Here is a 17541-nt window from a genome sequence, read left to right on the forward strand (position 1 = left end):
CCCGCCGTCCGCGGCACCTGTCCAGGGCTGCGACCTGGGGGAATGTGGCGGCGTCGTCATCCGTCGGGTCAGAACCGTTGACAACGTGAGCACTTGATAGAAACCTGTCACCCTGACAGTGCAAATGATTGACCAAGAGCTGCAAAAACCTTGCCTCGCATTGTCACTCCTTGCCGAACCCGTGTCAGGCGGCCGGCGGGGTCCCCCCACCCCTGTCGTACCGGTGCACCGACCCGTGCGCCCCGTCACCCGGCTCCTCCCGGTCGCAGCAGTCGCGGCGGTCGGCCGGTGACGGGTCGCGCCCGGCCGCCCCGGACCCGAACCCGAGGACACCTACACGATGAGATGGACACACCAGGGCCGGCGCCTGATCACCGGTGCGGTGGTGGCCGGCCTGGTCGCCGTCGGACTGACGCCCATGGCCGCCGCCCATGCCGCGGACGGCCCCGACCTCGCCCTCGGCAAGCCCGCCACCGCCGGTGGCACCAACGGCGGTTACCCGGCCGGCAACGTCACCGACGGCAGCCAGGCCTCCTACTGGGAGGGCCCGACCGGCTCGTTCCCCCAGTGGGTGCAGGTCGACCTCGGCAGCAGCGTCAGTGTCGACGAGGTGGCGCTGAAGCTGCCGTCGTCCTGGGGCGCCCGCACCGAGACGCTGAGCGTGCTCGGCAGCGCCGACGGCACCGCCTTCGGCACGCTGGCCACCGCCGCGGGCCGGCTGTTCGACCCGTCCGGGGCGAACACCGTCGCCATCACCTTCACGGCCGCCGCCGTCCGGTACGTCCGCGTGCAGGTCACCGGCAACACCGGGTGGAACGCGGCGCAGATCTCCGAACTGGAGGTCTACGGCCACGGCGGTCCGGTCGTCCCGCCCGTCGACCCGCCGGCGAACGGCACCAACCTCGCGCGGAACAAGCCGATCGAGGCGTCCTCGACGACCCAGAGCTACACCGCCGCCAACGCCGTCGACGACAGCACCGCCACCTACTGGGAGTCCGCCGGCTTCCCGTCGACCCTGACGGTGAAGCTCGGCTCCAACGCGGACCTCCAGGCCGTGGTGGTCAAGCTGAACCCCGACGGCGCCTGGGGGCCCAGGACGCAGGCCGTCCAGGTCGCCGGCCGCGAGCAGTCGGCGACCGGCTTCACCCAGCTGAAGGCGCGGGCCGACTACGCCTTCGGCCCGTCGGCCAACCAGAACACCGTGACGATCCCGGTGACCGGCCGGTACTCCGACGTCCAGCTGACGTTCTTCTCCAACACCGGTGCCCCCGGCGCGCAGGTCGCCGAGCTCCAGGTGGTGGGCACCGCTGCCCCCAACCCCGACCTCACCGTCACCGACCTGGCCTGGACCCCCGCGGCGCCCTCCGAGGCGGACGCCGTGACGGTCAACGCGACGGTGCGCAACGCCGGTACGGCCGCCTCCCCGGCGACCACGGCCAGCGTCAGCATCGAGGGCGTCGTGGCCGGCTCGGGCCCGGTGGGCGCACTGGCCGCGGGTGCCTCGACCACCGTCCCGGTCGCGGTCGGCAAGCGTCCGCAGGGCAGCTACACCGTCTCGGCCGTGGTCGACCCCGCCGACACCGTGCCCGAGCAGGACAACAGCAACAACAGCCGGACGGCGTCGGCGAAGCTCGTCGTCACGCAGAGCCCCGGCCCCGACCTGACGGTCACCGGCATCACCACCAACCCGTCCTCCCCGCCCGTGGGCGCGTCCGTCGGCTTCACCGTCGCGGTGCAGAACCGCGGCACCACCGCCGTCGCCGCCGGCACGGTCACCCGTCTGGCCGTGGGCACCACCACGCTGAACGGCAGCACGGGCGCCATCGCCGCCGGCGCGACCGCGCAGGTGCCGATCACCGGCACCTGGACCGCCACCAGCGGCGGGGCCACGCTCACCGCCACCGCGGACGCGACGGGTGTCGTCGCCGAGACCAACGAGAACAACAACGTGTTCGCCCGTTCGGTCGTGGTCGGCCGCGGCGCCGCGCTGCCGTACACCGAGTACGAGGCCGAGGACGCCCAGTACAACGGCGTCCTGCTGCAGTCGGACCAGAAGCGGACGTTCAGCCACACCAACTTCGCCACCGAGTCCTCCGGCCGCCGGTCGGTGCAGCTCAACTCCTCCGGTCAGTACGTGGAGTTCACCTCCGCCAACGCCGCGAACTCGATCGTCGTGCGGAACTCGATCCCGGACGCGGCGAACGGCGGCGGCCAGTCGGCGACGATCAGTCTCTACGTCAACGGCACCTTCGACCGGAAGCTGACGCTGTCCTCCAAGCACAGCTGGCTGTACGGCAGCACCGACAGTCCCGAGGGCCTCACCAACACGCCGGGCGGCGACGCCCGCCGCCTGTTCGACGAGTCCAACGCCCTGCTGCCGCAGTCGTACCCGCCGGGCACCAAGTTCCGCCTCCAGCGGGACGCCGGGGACAGCGCCGCCTACTACATCATCGACCTGGTCGACCTGGAGCAGGTCGCCCCGGCCCTCGCCCAGCCGGCCGGGTGCACCTCGATCACCGCGTACGGCGCCGTGCCCAACGACGGCATCGACGACACGGACGCCATCCAGCGGGCCGTGACGGCCGACCAGAAGGGCGAGATCGGCTGCGTCTGGATCCCCGCCGGCCAGTGGCGGCAGGAGCAGAAGATCCTGACCGACGACCCGCTGAACCGTGGCCAGTACAACCAGGTCGGCATCAGCAACGTGACGATCCGCGGCGCGGGCATGTGGCACACCCAGCTCTACACGCTGACGGCGCCGCAGGACGCGGGCGGCATCAACCACCCGCACGAGGGCAACTTCGGCTTCGACATCGACGACAACACCCAGATCTCGGACATCGCGATCTTCGGCTCGGGCACCATCCGCGGCGGTGACGGCAACGCCGAGGGCGGCGTCGGCCTCAACGGCCGGTTCGGCAAGAACACCAAGATCAGCAACGTCTGGATCGAGCACGCCAACGTCGCCGTCTGGGTCGGCCGCGACTACGACAACATCCCCGCGCTGTGGGGGCCGGGCGACGGCCTCGAGTTCAGCGGGATGCGCATCCGCAACACCTACGCCGACGGCATCAACTTCGCCAACAGCACCCGCAACTCGACCGTCTTCAACTCCTCCTTCCGCAACACCGGCGACGACTCGCTCGCCGTCTGGTCCAACAAGGCCGTGAAGGACCAGTCGGTCGACATCGGCCACGACAACCACTTCCGCAACAACACCGTCCAGCTGCCCTGGCGCGCCAACGGCATCGCGGTGTACGGCGGTTACGGCAACACCATCGAGAACAACATCGTCTCCGACACGATGAACTACCCGGGCATCATGCTCGCGACCGACCACGACCCGCTGCCCTTCTCCGGGCAGACGCTGATCGCCAACAACGCCCTGTACCGCACCGGCGGCGCCTTCTGGGGCGAGCAGCAGGAGTTCGGGGCCATCACCCTGTTCGCCTCCTCGCAGGACATCCCCGGCGTCACCATCCGCGACACCGACATCAGTGACTCCACCTACGACGGCATCCAGTTCAAGACCGGCGGCGGGGCGACCCCGAACGTCCAGGTCAGCAACGTACGGATCGACAAGTCCGTCAACGGCTCGGGCATCCTGGCCCACGGGGGCGCGCGTGGCTCCGCCACGCTCACCAACGTGACCATCACCAACTCGGCCCAGGGCAACGTGCTGGTCGAGCCCGGCTCGCAGTTCGTCATCAACGGGACCCCGAACACCACGGCCCCGTAGCCACCACGGCGGCGGCACCCCGGCGCCACCAGGGCCTCCGGGTCGCGGGTCCCCACCCGCGACCCGGAGGCCCGCCGCGTTCCGCGCCCCGAACGCCGCCGGGCGGGCCGGGCCCGCCGCCGCTCCTCCCGTGCTGCTCCGGTCGGCCGGTGCGGCGGTGACCCGGTCGGGTGACGGCGGCGGCCGGGCCGCGGGACGCCGGTGCGCCCGGGGTGATGCGGTGGGCCGGGATCCGTCCGCCCGTCCGCCCGTCGCGCCCAGCCGGCGGGCCGCCCCCGCAGGAGCCGCTCATGCCGCACCCCGGTCCGCACCCCCGTCCGTGGTCCCGTCCGCTGCTCGCGCTGCTGGCCGCCACCGCCCTGACGGGCCTGGCCCCGGCGCCCGCACAGGCCCGCCCGCCGCAGGGTGAAGGGCCGCTGCAGCGGCGCCTGGACGAGCTGGTCGCCACGGCCGGCGGCCCGCCCGGGGTGATCGCGGTGCTCCGGCGCGGCGGGCGCACCGAGGTGCTGCGCTCCGGTGTGGCCGAGGTGGGCACCGCCCGCCCGCCCCGGATCACCGACCACATGCGGATCGCCAGCGCCGCCAAGGCCTTCAGCGGCGCGGTCGCGCTCGGTCTGGTGGACCAGGGCCTGCTCGGCCTGGACGACACCCTCGCCGAGCGGCTCCCCGACCTGCCGGCGGCCTGGGGCGCGGTGACGCTGCGCCAGTTGCTCAACCACACCAGCGGCCTGCCGGACTACAGCGACGCCCCGGCCTTCCGGGAGATCCTGGGGGCGGACCCGCACCACCGCTTCGACTCCCGCTGCCTGCTGGACTTCGTCGCCGACCAGCCGCTGAACTTCACCCCCGGCAGCGCGTACCGCTACTCCAACTCCGACAACATCGCCGTCGCGCTGATGGCCGAGGCCGCCTCCGGCGAGCGCTACGAGGACCTGCTCCGCACGGTCGTCCAGCAGCCGCTCGGCCTGCGCCGGACCAGCCTCCCGCAGGGGTACCGGCTGCCCGAGCCCTACCTGCACGGCTACGCCGTCCAGCCGCCGGAGGCACCCGAGGACGTCAGCACGCTGTTCGGCGCCTCGGGGAGCTGGGCCTCCGGCGGCATCGTGTCCACCCCCGAGGACCTGGGCACCTTCATCGGCGCCTACGCGGGCGGCCGGCTGATCGCGCCCGCCGTCCGGGCGCAGCAGCTGACCTTCGTCGACGGGGCCTCCGAGCCCGCCGGGCCCGGGCGCAACGAGGCCGGGCTGGCGATCTTCCGCTACAGCACCCGCTGCGGCGTGGTGTACGGGCACACCGGCAACACCGCCGGGTACACCCAGCTGGCGGTGGGCACCCCGGACGGGCGGCGCTCGCTGACCTTCTCGGTGACCACCCAGGTGAGCGAGCGGAGCAACGCCGCGCTGCTCGCCGAACTCCGCGACGTCCAGGAGGACTTCGTCTGCGCGCTGCTGCGCGGCTGAGAGCCGCGCGGCCGGCGGGCCGGGGCCGGGCGGGTCACCCCGTGGCAGGCCCCGGCTCCGGCGGGGCGGCGGCGAAGTCCTGGGTCGCCCGGTCGAGCGAGCCGGTGACCCGGGCGAGCAGCGACTGCAGGGTCGCCGCCTCGGCGGGGGTCAGGTCGCTGGCCTCGACGATCCGGCGCGGGACGCAGACGGCCCGCTCGCGCAGCGCCGTGCCGGCCTCGGTGGGCCGGACGGTGACGGAGCGCTCGTCCTCGCTGCTGCGGGCGCGCCGCACGTAGCCGGTGGCTTCGAGCCGCTTGAGCAGCGGGGAGAGGGTGCCGGAGTCCAGTCGCAGGTGCTCGCCGATCCGCTTGACCGGCAGCTCGCCGTGCTCCCAGAGCACCAGCATGACCAGGTACTGGGGGTAGGTGAGGTCGAGGTCCTTGAGCACCGTGCGGTAGACGCCGCCGAAGGCGCGCGAGGCGGCGTGCAGCGAGAAGCAGATCTGGTGGTCGAGTCGGAGCAGTTCCTCGTCGGGCACCCGGGACAGGTCGGTCATGGCTCCAGGATAGCCGGGCCGCGCGCACTTAAGTTGTGCGCAATTCAATTGCGTGCTCTACTTGAGCGCAGAGGGGCGGCCGGGACCGGTCGCCGACGAGAGAAGGGACCAGCCAGATGGACGCGCTGTACACCGCCGTCGCCACCGCCAACGGCCGCGAGGGCCGCACCGTCAGCTCCGACGGCCAGGTGGACCTCGCGCTGGCGATGCCGCCGGCGCTCGGCGGCAACGGCCAGGGCACCAACCCCGAGCAGCTCTTCGCCGCCGGCTACGCCGCCTGCTTCGCCAGCGCGCTCGGCCTGGTCGCCCGCCAGGCGCGGGCCGACGTCAGCGAGGTCTCGGTCACCGCCGAGGTCTCCATCGGCAAGGACGCGACCGGCTTCGGCCTCGCGGTGGTGCTCCGGGTCGAGCTGCCGGACAGCCTCGCCGGCGAGACCGGCCAGCTGCTGGTCAAGCAGGCCCACGAGGTCTGCCCCTACTCCAAGGCCACCCGCGGCAACATCCCGGTGGAGCTCGTCGTCGAGTAGTCCCGCCCGGGCCGTCCCGCCCGCCGGGACGGCCCGGTCCGCGTCCCGTGCCGGCGCACCCGAGAACGCGCGCGAGCCCGGACCGACCGACGGTCCGGGCTCGCGCGCGTGCGGGGAAAGGGCTCAGGAGGCGGGCATCAGCACGGTGTCGACGATGTAGACGGTCGCGTTGGCCGTGTGGACGTTGCCGCAGAGCACCTTGGCGTTGCCGTTGACGGTGAAGTCCTGCCCGGAGCCGGCCACCGTGAGGTCGCTGCCCTCCAGGGTCTTGTGGCTGCCGGCCAGCGCCGCGGGCGCCAGGCTGTCGGGCGTGACGTGGTAGGTGAGGATCTTGGTCAGCATCGCCTTGTCGGCGAGCACCTTGTCCAGCGTCTCCTTGGGCAGCTTCGCGAAGGCGTCGTTGGTGGGCGCGAAGACGGTCACGTTCTTGGCCGAGTTGAGGGTGTCCGCCAGGCCGGCCGCCTTGACCGCCGTCACCAGGGTCGACAGCAGCGGGTTGTTGGAGGCGGCGGTGGCGACCGGGTCCTGGGCCATGCCGTTGAAGCTGCCCGCGCCGTCCTTCGGCACGGCGGCGCAGGCGGCGCCGAACGGCTCGGTCATCGAGGCGGCGGACGGGGCCGGGGCGGCGGGGGCGGAGCTGGTGGCCGCCGGTGCCGAGGAGCCGCTCTTCGCCGAGGAGGACGACGAGTCGCCGCTGCTGCCACAGGCGGTCAGGCCGAAGGCGAGGGCGCCGGCGGCGAGCAGGGCGGCGGTGGTGCGGATGCGGGTCACGGACATGAGAGGTCACTTCCTGTGGAGTGTCCGGCTCCGGGCATGGCGGTGCCATGGCCGGGACGGCGGTGGTGTCGCGTACCGGGCTGGTAGGCGGTGGTGGGGATTGTTCGGCGGTAAGGGTCAGACGACGGTCACCACGGTGCTGTGCCAGCCCGTGGAACCGCTGGGGAAGGGCGCCGCCCGGGCCTCGGGCTGGACGGCGCCGGTGGTGTCGGTGGCGCGGACCCGGATGGTGTGGGTACCGGGCCGGGCACCCGGCCAGTCCCAGCTCCACTGCCGCCACAGGTCGGGCCCGGCGTCGGCGGCCAGTGTCGCCTCGGCCCACGGCCCGTCGTCCACCCGGACCTCCACCGCGGCGATCCCGCGGTGGGTGGCCCAGGCCGTGCCGGCCACCGTCACGGTGCCGGCCGGGATCCGGGCGAAGCCGGCCGGCACCTCGATCCGGGAGGCGGTGCGCACCGCGCCGGTCCGGTCCCAGCCGCGCCGCACCCAGTACGGGTCGTACCGGGCGAAGGTGGTGACCTCCAGGTCGGTCAGCCACTTGGTGGCGGAGGTGTAGCCGTAGAAGCCGGGCACCACCGTGCGGCACGGGAAGCCGTGCGCGACCGGAAGCGCCTCGCCGTTCATCGCCACCGCCAGCAGCGCCCGCCGCCCGTCCAGCACCGACTCCAGCGGGGTGCCGATGCTCATGCCGTCCTGGGAGCGGCCGACCAGCTGGTCCGCGCCGGCCCGCACCCCCGCCGAGCGGAGCAGCGCCGGCAGCGCGGCGCCGAGCCAGCGGGTGGTGCCGACGTACGGCCCGCCCACCTCGTTGGAGACGCAGGACATGGTGTGGTCCAGCTCCTCCAGCGGCAGCCGCAGCAACTCGTCGAAGCTGATCAGCAGCGGTCGGTCGACCAGGCCGTGGATGCGCAGCGACCAGCGGTCGGGGTCGATCCTCGGCAGGGTCAGCGCGGTGTCGACCCGGTAGAAGTCGGCGTTCGGGGTGACGAAGGGCGACAGGCCCGCGATGCCCGGGTGGACGGCCGCCGGCAGGGCGGTGGCCGCGCGGGCCGGCGGCGGTATCCGCACGGAGAGCCGGGCGGCGCTGATGTCGTTGCGCGACTGCGACAGTGAACGGCCGGCGTAGCCGACGGCCGCGGCCAGCGCCACGGTGCCGCCGGTGGCGATCAGGAACTGCCGGCGGTCCGGCCGGACCGGCTCCGGCGCGTCACCCGGCTCCGGCGCGTCACCCGGCTCCGGCGCGTCACCCGGTTCCTGTGCGGCACCCGGCCCCGGGCCGGCGTCCGGTGCCTCGGCCGGCCCGGCCGGCAGGGCGCGCCGGTACCGGCCGGCCAGCAGGACCAGTACGGCGGCCCCGCCCAGTCCGGCGGCCAGCGAGGGCAGCAGGTAGGAGAGGCCCGCGGTGCTCCGGGACATCGCCGCCCAGGCGCCGAGCCCGCCGAAGACGGCGAACATCACCGCGCCGGCCCGCGGACGCCGGACGGCGATCAGCCCGGCCAGCACCGCCAGCGCGGTGAGGGTCAGGTAGATCCCGCCCAGCAGCACCGGCTTGTCGTCGGTGCCGAAGGTCCGGACGGCGTACTCCTTGAGCGGAGTGGGCGTCAGGTCGATGGCGGCCGAGCCGACCGCCAGCGCCGGGGCGCCGGCCGGGCCGGTGAACGCCGAGACCAGTTCGCCCAGTGCGATCGCCGCGGCTGCCGCGGCCACCCCGACGCCCGCGGCGCCGGCCGCCCGGACCGCCGACGCGCGCAGGCGCCGGGTGCGGGGTCCGCCGGGGGGTGCCGGCGCCTGGCCGGGTTCGCTGCTCACACCCACCATTCGGGGCGGCGGGTCCGCCGGATGGGTGCGAGTTCCGATCTCACCCCTAGGAGTGAAATCCCCTCCCTGACCTGGGAGTTCACCGGCGGTCGGGCCGCCCGGCAGTTCCGGCGGGTCAGCCGGCGGGCACCGCCGCGTACTGCTCGGCCCGCGCGGCGATGTTCCGGGCCATCCCGCCGAACACCACGCTGTGGAAGGGTGCGACGGACCACCAGTACGCGTGGCCCGCCAGCCCGCGCGGGTGGAACAGGGCCCGCTGGCGGTAGACCGCGCCGCCGTCCGCGCCCGGCTCCACCCGCAGCTCCAGCCAGGCCGGGCCGGGCAGCCGCATCTCGGCGCGCAGCCGCAGCAGCCGGCCCGGCTCGATCTCCTCGACCCGCCAGAAGTCCAGCGAGTCGCCGACCCGCAGCCGGGCCGGGTCGCGCCGGCCGCGCCGCAGGCCCACCCCGCCGACCGCGCGGTCCAGCCAGCCGCGCAGCGCCCAGGCGAGGGGGAAGGAGTACCAGCCGTTCTCGCCGCCGATCCCCTCCACCACCCGCCAGAGCGCGGCCGGCGGCACCTGGACGGCCAGCTCCCGCTCATCCTCGTACAGGCTGCCGCCGGCCCAGTCCGGGTCGCTGGGCAGCGGGTCGCTGGGCGCGCCCGGCAGCGAGGCCGAGGACCACCGGGTGCTCACGTCGGCGTCCTGGATCCGCTTGAGGGCGAGCCGGACGGCCTCGTCGAAGCCGGTCGGGCCGCCCGCCGGGGCGGGGGACCAGCGGCGGATGTCGTGCTCGCCGCAGACCACCTCGTACCGCAGCGACTCGACCAGCGGGCGGGCCAGACCGCTCGGCACCGGTGTGACCAGTCCGACCCAGTGACTGGACAGGCTGGGCGTCAGCACCGGCACCGGCACGATCACCCGCCGGGGCAGGCCGGCCACCCGGGCGTAACGGAGCATCATGTCGCGGTACGTCAGCACGTCCGGGCCGCCCACGTCGAAGCTGCGGTTGACCTCGGGCGGCAGCCGGACGCAGTCGACCAGGTGGCGCAGCACGTCCCGGACGGCGATCGGCTGGATCCTGGTCCGCACCCAGCTGGGGGTGATCATCACGGGCAGCCGCTCGGTCAGGTGGCGGAGCATCTCGAAGGAGGCGGACCCGGAGCCGATGATCACGGCGGCCCGCAGCTCCGCCGTCGGGACGCCGCTCTCCCGCAGGATCCGGCCGACCTCGGCCCGGGAGCGCAGGTGCGGGGAGAGCTCCCGCTCCGGGACACCGGCCGGGACCAGCCCGCCGAGGTAGACGATCCGCCGGACCCCGGCCGCGGCGGCGGCCCGCCCGAAGGCCCGGGCGGCGTCCGCGTCGCGCTGCTCGAAGGAGGGGCCGGTACCGAGTGCGTGCACCAGGTAGTAGGCCACCTCGATCCCCTCGAAGGCCGCGGGGAGCGTCTCCGGGCGGGTGACGTCGCCCCGGGCGCTCTCCACCCGCCCCCGCCAGGGCAGGTCGCGCAGCCGGCCGGGGTCGCGGGCCAGGCAGCGCACCCGGTGGCCGGCCGCGAGCAGTTCGGGCACCAGCCGGCCGCCGATGTAGCCGGTGGCGCCGGTCACCAGGATGCGGGTGCCGCCGCCGGTCTCGCCGGCGCTGATCTCGTCGGCGCTGGCGCCGGCGGGGCTGTCGGTCATGGGTGCCTCCGGGGTGGTTCGGGGGAGCGGTCAGAACGCGTACCTGATCCGCAGCCACGGTGCGTGCCGCTCGACCAGACCCCGCAGGGTACGGACGGCGTCGCCCTTGAGGCCGGTGCGGTAGCGGACGTTCCAGGCGCCGTTCTGGGAGCGCTTGGCCTCCTGGAGGCCGGGCCGCCAGAGCACGTCCTCCGCCCTGGGGTGCCAGCCCAGGTTGACGTCGTGCAGCTCGCGGTTGTGGGTCAGCATGATGATCTCCGCGGCGGCCTGCGCCTTCACGGCGGCCGGCAGGGTGTCGTCCATCCGGCGCAGCAGATCCGTCCAGTCGTGCACCCAGCCCTCGCGCAGCACCACCGGGGAGAAGTTGAAGTGCACCTCGTACCCGGCGGCCAGGAAGTCCCCGGCGGCGGCCAGCCGCTCGGGGACGGGGCTGGTGCGGACGTCCAGCAGCCGGGCGTCGGCGGGCGGCATCAGCGAGAACCGGATCCTGGTGCGGCCGCGCGGGTCGAGGGCCAGCAGCTCGCGGTTGACCCACTTGGTGGCGAACGAGGCCTTGGCGGTCGGCCAGTGCCGGAAGGCGCGGATCAGATCGGCGGTGTTGTCGCAGATCAGCGCGTCGACCGAGCAGTCGTTGTTCTCCCCGATGTCGTACACCCAGGACACCGGGTCGCAGCTGTTGGGCCCGGTCTTGCGGCCCTGCCGCGCGACGTGCCGGCCCAGATGGGCGACGATCTTGTCGATGTTGGTGAAGACGGTGACCGGGTTGGCGTACCCCTTGCGCCGGGGCACGTAGCAGTACGCGCAGGCCAGTGCGCAGCCGTTCGCCGAGCTGGGCGCGATCCAGTCCGCCGAGCGGCCGTTGGGCCGGGTGGTGAGCGACTTCTTCTCCCCGAGCACCACCACCTCGCTCTTGACCCGGGCCCAGCGGGCCACGTTGCCCTCGTTCCCGTGCAGGTGCGGGATCTGCCAGTGCGAGGGCACCGCGATCACCTTCGCGTCGGGGAAGCGGTCCAGCACCTGGCGTCCGCGCGGGGAGGCGGCCGCCGCGGGCTCCGCGTAGATCTCCCGTACGTCGAACAGCCGGCGCTCCGGGCGGGTACCGCCCGGACCGCCCGTACCGGTGCCCGCAGTGCCCGTACTCGTGTCCGTGCGGGCCGTGCCGTCGCCCGTCCCACTGCCCGTCCCGCTCGTCACGGTGCGCTGCTCCCTCGCTCGTCCCGGCCCGCGGGCCCCGCCCGGCGGCTTCGCCGCGGAGTATTCGGCGCCGACAGGCCGGGGGGATTGGTGCCGGGCTCCACCGGGCCCCGGGGTCGCCGTCGTCGGGGCGCGCGGCGGATCAGTGCCGGGCCGCGGCCGCATGGCGGGAAACCCCAGGTTTCTGGGGTACCAGGTGCCTCGGCGGCGCCCAAGACTGTGGTCATGGACACCATCGAGAAGACCCGAACCACAGCCAACCGGGAGATCGTGCGTGCCTTCGTCGACGCACTGTTCACCAGGGGCGACCTCGCGGCGGTCGACGAGTACCTCGCCGAGGACTTCCTCGACCACGACCCGCCCGTCGGTACCGACACCGGCCGCGAGGGCATGCGCGCCGCCGCCGCCCTGTTCCGCGGTGCCTTCCCGGACTGGCACGCCATGCCCGACTTCCTCGTCGCCGAGGACGACCTGGTCGTGGAGCACTTCAGCGCAGCCGGCACCCAGCGCGGCGAGATCTTCGGCGCGCCGGCCACCGGCCGCACCGTCACGCTGCGCGGGATCAACATCTTCCGGGTCCGGGAGGGCCGCATCGTCGAACGCTGGGGCCGGCTCGACGAGCTGGGGCTGCTGCGCCGGCTCGGCCTGGTCCAGGGCCCCGGGTAGCCGGGAGTAGGCTCGGACGCGTGGCAGGTGCGGCCGTGGAACGCCGGCTCGCCGACATCGAACGACGGTGCCGCGGCGGGCTGGACGCCGCCACGCTGGGCACGGAGATCGTCGGCCGTCTGCGCCGGGTGGTACCGGCGGAGGCGGCCTTCTCCGCGACGGTCGACCCGGTGACCCTGCTCTTCACCTCGGCGGCCGCCGAGGACCCGCTCGGTCCCGCGACGGCGCTGTTCCTCGACAACGAGTTCGGGCGGGCGGACGTCAACAAGTTCTCCGGCCTCGCCGGGGCGGCGGATCCGGTCGGCTCGTTGGACCGGGCCACCGGGGGCAACCGGACGGACAGCGCCCGCTACCGGGAGATCATGGCCCCCCTCGGGCTCGGCGACGAACTGCGCGCCGCGCTGGTCACCGGGCACCGCTGCTGGGGAGTGCTCTGCCTGCACCGGGAGGCCTCCTCCCCGGGCTTCACCGACGCGGAGATCGCCCTGGTCCGACGCCTCGCACCGGCGCTGGCGGCCGGTCTGCGCACGGCGGTGACCGCGACGCCGCCTCCCGCGGCCGCCACCGGCCCGGACGGCGTGGGTCTCATCCTGCTCGACTCCGAGCTCCGGACGGTGTCCATGAGCCCCGAGGCCGAGCAGTGGCTGAGAGACTTGCCCGACGGCGACCGGCAGGGAGCGGGCCTGCTCCCGGTCAGCGTGCTCGCGGCGGCCGCCGGCCCGGTGCCCTCGACCGTCCGCGTCCGCGGGCGCTCCGGTCGCTGGCTCGCCCTGCACACCAGCCGCCTGGGCCCGCAGATCGGCGTGGTGGTGGAGCCGGCCCGGCCGGCGGAACTCGGCGCCGTCCTGCTCAGCGCCCATGGCCTCACCGACGCCCAGACCCGGGTCGCGGCCCTGGTCATCCGGGGGCGCTCCACCCGCCAGCTGGTCGACGAGCTCCACATCTCCGCCAACACCGTGCAGGAACATCTGAGCGCCGTCTTCGACAAGTTCGGGGTCCGGAGCCGCCGCGAGCTCGTCGCCGTGGTGCTGGCGGACATGTCCGGGCCCGGCTAGGGGCGGTCCCGCAGGATCAGCCGTCCCGCGGGTTCCACCGTCCCGCCGGACCCGCCGGTCAGGCCCCGGCAGCGGCCGCCGCGGTCGCCCGCGCCGGGCCGCTCCTCCCGCGCTCGCCCGCGTGCTCGCGTTCGGCCGGCACCGGGAAAAACCCGGACGCGGCCAATCCGTCGGCCAGGCTGGTCCGAACAACAGATGCCCGCCCCCCGCGCAGCGCTCGGGGGACGGTCCGGACGTCCCATCGCCCAGCAGGAGGCCAGTCATGCCCGCGACCCCACCGCAGGACCGCCCGTCGGTCCTGTACCAACGAGCGACGGCGCTGCGCGCCGGCCGTCGGGAGGTGGCGGCATGAACACGGTGGTCCATCTGTCCGGTCCGCAACACCGAGGTCCTGACCTGCGGGAGCTGCTGACCAAGATCGCCTTCGGCGACCAGGAGGCCTTCGGCCGGCTCTACGACGTGGTGGCCGGCCCGGTACTGGGCCTGGTCCGGCGGGTGCTCAGGGACCCGGCGCAGTCCGAGGAGGTCACCCAGGAGGTCATGCTGGAGGTCTGGCGCACCGCCGCCCGCTACCAGCCCGAACGCGGCGAGGTGATGGCCTGGGTGATGACCCTCGCCCACCGGCGCGCCGTGGACCGGGTGCGCAGCGCCCAGGCCGCCGCCGACCGGGACCGGCGGGCCGCCGCCCAGGCCCACGTGCCCGCCTACGACGAGGTGGCCGAGCAGGTCGAGAACCGGCTGGAGCGCGAGCAGGTCCGGCGCTGTCTGAAGATGCTGACCGACCTCCAGCGCGAGTCGGTCACCCTGGCGTACTACCGGGGCTGTTCCTACCGGGAGACCGCCGAGATGCTCGGGGTGCCGCTCGGCACCATCAAGACACGCATGCGGGACGGTCTGATCCGGCTGCGCGACTGCCTGGGGGTGGGGTCATGAGCACGGCCGCCGATCTGCACACGCTCACCGGCGCGTACGCGGCGCACGCGCTGCCGGAGGCGGAGAGCCTCGCCTTCGAGCGCCACCTGGCCCAGTGCCCGGCCTGCGCGCTGGAGGTGCAGGAGTTCAGGGCCGCACTGGCCCGGCTCGGCTCCGCCGAGGCGACGCCCGTCCCGCCCGAGTTGAAGCTCCGGGTGATGGCCGGCATCGGGTCGGTGCGCCAACTCGGGCCCGGCGGGCCGCTGGACGAGCACGAGCCGGCGTCCGGCGACCGGCGCGGCCGACTCGCCCGGTCCTGGCCCAGGTTCGCGCTGGCCGCCTCGGTGGCGGTCGCGCTCGGTCTCGGCGGCGTCGCCGTCAACGAGCACCAGCAGGCCGAGCGCGCCGACCGGCAGTCCGCCCGACTGCAGCAGCAGGCGGCCGCTTTCAGCTCCCTGCTGACCGCACCGGACGCCCGGACCAGGACGGCCACGGCCGGCTCCGGCGTCGGCACCGTGGTCTGGTCCGAGAGCCTCGGACAGGCCGGATTCCTCGCCTCCGCCCTGCCGGACCTGCCCGAGGACAAGGTCTACGAACTCTGGTTCAACGACTCCGGCACCATGCGGCCCGCGGGCCTGCTGCCCACCAGCACCGGTTCGTTGCTGCTCACCGGCGGGATCGACGGCGCGGCCGGGGTCGGGGTGACGGTCGAGCCGGCCGGCGGCTCGCCGGCGCCCACCGGCGCCCCGGTGATGCTGATGCCGTTCGTCTGACCGGCGGGGCGGATTCCGGCCAATCCGCCCGCCGCCGCGCTCCGAATACCTGATGTCCAGGGGAAAGGCGGCCCACCCGGGAACGGGTGGGCCCGGAGGAACGGGAGGGGCGTGCGTGAGCGTGCCCGAACTTGCCGCAGCGGCGAAGATCGCGGGTGACGATGCCGGACGGCGCCGGGTGCGCCCGCACGCGGCGGGCCGCCGCACCGCGGTCGTCGGCAGCGGGGTGGCCGGCCTCACCGCCGCGTACCGGCTGCACCAGGCCGGTGCGGAGGTCGAGTTGTTCGAGGCCGACACCCGGCTGGGCGGCCACGCGCACACCCAGGACGTGACCGGTGCCGACGGGCGCAGCGTGCCCCTCGACACCGCCTTCCTGGTGCACAACGAGCGGACCTACCCCCATCTCATCGAGATGTTCGACGAGTTGGGGGTGGTCACCCGGCCCAGCGAGATGAGCATGTCGGTGCACTGCCGGGGCTGCGGGCTGCAGTACGCCGGCGCCCGCGGGCCGGGCGGCCTGTTCGCCCAGCCCTCCCGGCTGCTGCGCGGCGACTACCTGAGGATGCTCGCCGAGGTACCGCGCTTCCACCGCCGGGCCCGCCGGCTGCTGGCCGCCGACGGCCCCGGGGCGGACGCCCCGACCCTGCGCGAGTTCCTCGCCGACGGAGGCTTCTCGCCGTACTTCGTCAGCCACTTCATGACCCCGGTGGTCTCGGCGGTCTGGTCCTGCGCGCCGGACATCGCCGGGGACTACCCGGCCCGCTACCTCTTCGCCTTCCTCGACAACCACGGGATGCTGGGCGTCACCGGATCGCCGACCTGGCGCACGGTGGTCGGCGGCTCCCGCGGGTACGTGGAGAAGATCGCCGACCGGCTGACCGCCGTCCACCGGGGCACCCCGGTGCGCGCCGTGCGGCGCCACCTCGACGGGGTGGAGATCGTCACCGGCGGCGGCGAGCGGACCGCCTTCGACTCGGTGGTCCTCGCCACCCACCCCGACCAGGCCCTGAGCCTGCTGGCCGACCCCACCGAGGCGGAGCGCGACGTCCTCGGCGCCTTCCGGTACTCGCTCAACCCGACCGTCCTGCACCGGGACGCGAGCCTGCTGCCGACCGCCGCCCGGGCCCGCGCCTCCTGGAACTACCGGATGGCGGACTGCGGCGGCCGGGCCGACCGGGTCGAGGTCAGCTACCACCTCAACCGCCTGCTCGGCCTCGACACCGCCGAGGACTACCTGGTCACCCTCAACGAGGACGAAGGCAGTCCGGTGCCGCCCGAGCAGGTGGTGGCCCGGATGGTCTACCGCCACCCCGTCTACACCCCGGAGAGCCTCGCCGCGCAGCGCCGGCTGCCCGAACTCACCACCGGACGCACCGCCTACGCCGGGGCGTACCACGGCTGGGGCTTCCACGAGGACGGCTGCCGCTCGGGGGTGCTGGCGGCCCGGGCCCTCACCGGGGCCGTGGCGCCGTGAACCGGCCCGCCGCCCCGGCCCGCGCCGGGGCCGCCCGCTCGGCCGGAACGACCGAGGCACCGTTCGCGGCACCCGCCGAGGCGCCGGTCGAGGCGCTGCGGAGGGAGCTCCCCGGGCCCTGGGGAGCCGCCCTCTACGACTGCCGGACGACCCATGTGCGCACCGCCCCCGTCCGGCACGCCTTCAGCCACCGCACCTACCTGTGGCTGGTCGACCTCGACCGACCGCCCCGCCTGCCCGCCCCGCTGCGCCCGCTGGCCCGGTTCCGGCCGGCCGACCACGGCGACGGACGGCGCCCGCCGCGCCAGGACATCGAGGACTTCCTGGCCGGCCACGGCATCGACCTGGCCGGCGGGCAGGTGCTGATGCTGGCGCACGCCCGTTCCTTCGGGCACGTCTTCAACCCGCTCACCGTCTACTGGTGCCACGCCGCCGACGGCTCACCGCTCTGCACGGTGGCCGAGGTGCACAACACCTACGGCGGCCGGCACCGCTACCTGCTGCGCCCGGACCGGGACGGCCGGGCGACGGCCGGCAAGGAGTTCTACGTCTCGCCGTTCTTCCCGGTGGACGGCGAGTACCTGATGCGGGTGCCGGAGCCGGGCGCCCTGCTGGACCTCACCATCCACCTGCGGCGCGAGGGACAGCGGGTGTTCACCGCCACCCTGCGCGGCACCCGGCGGCCGGCCGGCCCGCTCGGGCTGCTCCGGGCGGCCGTCCGGCACCCGCTGTCCACCGTGGCGGTCTCCCTGCACATCCGGTACCAGGGCATCCGCCTGCTGCTGCGCGGCCTGCCGGTCCACCCGCGCCCGGCGCGAGGCTGCCCGGCCCAGGCCGGTCCGGCGCCGGGCCTCCCCGCACCCGGCCTCCCCGCACCCGGCCTCGGCGCCCCGGACCCCCACCGTCCCGACCCGCACGCCCCCGGCGGCCCGACACCCGTCCCCG

General features: G+C 74.5%; 13 protein-coding genes and 1 pseudogene. 9 read left to right on the forward strand and 5 right to left on the reverse strand.

What is annotated here, in order from left to right:
* Nucleotides 1–340 precede the first annotated feature (340 nt).
* Together J2S46_RS33885 and J2S46_RS33890 are read left to right on the forward strand one after the other, a co-directional pair.
* Nucleotides 341–3739 carry a CARDB domain-containing protein gene (locus tag J2S46_RS33885; RefSeq protein WP_191290182.1) on the forward strand — a complete coding sequence of 1133 codons (3399 nt, stop codon included), beginning with the start codon at nt 341–343 and terminating at the stop codon, nt 3737–3739.
* A 290-nt stretch (nt 3740–4029) separates the two neighbouring features.
* Complete coding sequence (locus J2S46_RS33890; protein ID WP_191290183.1) at nt 4030–5199, forward strand: serine hydrolase domain-containing protein; 1170 nt, start codon at nt 4030–4032, stop codon at nt 5197–5199.
* Between the two features lie 34 nt (nt 5200–5233).
* On the opposite strand, the gene J2S46_RS33895 is transcribed toward J2S46_RS33890, so the two are convergent.
* Entirely contained in the window at nt 5234–5737 is a 504-nt protein-coding gene (locus J2S46_RS33895) for a MarR family winged helix-turn-helix transcriptional regulator (protein ID WP_191290184.1), read from the reverse strand.
* Between the two features lie 116 nt (nt 5738–5853).
* Between J2S46_RS33895 and J2S46_RS33900 the strand changes: the two genes are divergently transcribed.
* On the forward strand, nt 5854–6264 hold the full coding sequence (locus tag J2S46_RS33900) for an organic hydroperoxide resistance protein (protein ID WP_191290185.1): 411 nt from the start codon (nt 5854–5856) through the stop codon (nt 6262–6264).
* Between the two features lie 123 nt (nt 6265–6387).
* On the opposite strand, the gene J2S46_RS33905 is transcribed toward J2S46_RS33900, so the two are convergent.
* From J2S46_RS33905 to J2S46_RS33920, 4 genes are all read right to left on the reverse strand, one after another.
* Nucleotides 6388–7041: a fasciclin domain-containing protein gene (locus J2S46_RS33905; protein ID WP_191290186.1), complete on the reverse strand. Its 654-nt coding sequence runs from the start codon at nt 7039–7041 to the stop codon at nt 6388–6390.
* A gap of 117 nt (nt 7042–7158) precedes the next feature.
* Nucleotides 7159–8850 carry a molybdopterin-dependent oxidoreductase gene (locus tag J2S46_RS33910; protein WP_370882276.1) on the reverse strand — a complete coding sequence of 564 codons (1692 nt, stop codon included), beginning with the start codon at nt 8848–8850 and terminating at the stop codon, nt 7159–7161.
* 124 nt (nt 8851–8974) lie between these two features.
* Nucleotides 8975–10522, reverse strand: coding sequence for an SDR family oxidoreductase (locus tag J2S46_RS33915; protein WP_191290188.1), 1548 nt, complete (start codon nt 10520–10522; stop codon nt 8975–8977).
* A 30-nt stretch (nt 10523–10552) separates the two neighbouring features.
* Nucleotides 10553–11716 (reverse strand): spore photoproduct lyase family protein, encoded by a 1164-nt coding sequence (locus J2S46_RS33920; protein ID WP_229912737.1) that lies wholly within the window; start codon nt 11714–11716, stop codon nt 10553–10555.
* Between the two features lie 225 nt (nt 11717–11941).
* On the opposite strand from J2S46_RS33920, the gene J2S46_RS33925 reads away from it, so the two are divergent.
* The 6 genes and pseudogenes from J2S46_RS33925 to J2S46_RS33950 form a co-directional block, all read left to right on the forward strand.
* Nucleotides 11942–12382 (forward strand): ester cyclase, encoded by a 441-nt coding sequence (locus J2S46_RS33925; RefSeq protein WP_191290190.1) that lies wholly within the window; start codon nt 11942–11944, stop codon nt 12380–12382.
* Nucleotides 12383–12402: 20 nt separating this feature from the next.
* Complete coding sequence (locus tag J2S46_RS33930; RefSeq protein ID WP_191290191.1) at nt 12403–13437, forward strand: LuxR C-terminal-related transcriptional regulator; 1035 nt, start codon at nt 12403–12405, stop codon at nt 13435–13437.
* 348 nt (nt 13438–13785) lie between these two features.
* Nucleotides 13786–14370, forward strand: a complete 585-nt coding sequence (locus tag J2S46_RS33935) for a sigma-70 family RNA polymerase sigma factor (RefSeq protein ID WP_191290192.1) — start codon at nt 13786–13788, stop codon at nt 14368–14370.
* Complete coding sequence (locus tag J2S46_RS33940; RefSeq protein ID WP_191290193.1) at nt 14367–15122, forward strand: anti-sigma factor; 756 nt, start codon at nt 14367–14369, stop codon at nt 15120–15122. The genes J2S46_RS33935 and J2S46_RS33940 overlap by 4 nt, the downstream gene beginning before the upstream one ends.
* Nucleotides 15123–15300: 178 nt before the next feature.
* Nucleotides 15301–16596: an NAD(P)/FAD-dependent oxidoreductase gene (locus J2S46_RS33945; RefSeq protein WP_229912762.1), complete on the forward strand. Its 1296-nt coding sequence runs from the start codon at nt 15301–15303 to the stop codon at nt 16594–16596.
* Between the two features lie 95 nt (nt 16597–16691).
* A pseudogene (locus J2S46_RS33950) lies at nt 16692–17408 on the forward strand (DUF1365 domain-containing protein); the annotation flags it as partial.
* Nucleotides 17409–17541: the final 133 nt, after the last annotated feature.

Origin of the sequence: Kitasatospora herbaricolor, assembly GCF_030813695.1 — a bacterium.
Taxonomy (GTDB): Bacteria; Actinomycetota; Actinomycetes; order Streptomycetales; family Streptomycetaceae; genus Kitasatospora; species Kitasatospora herbaricolor.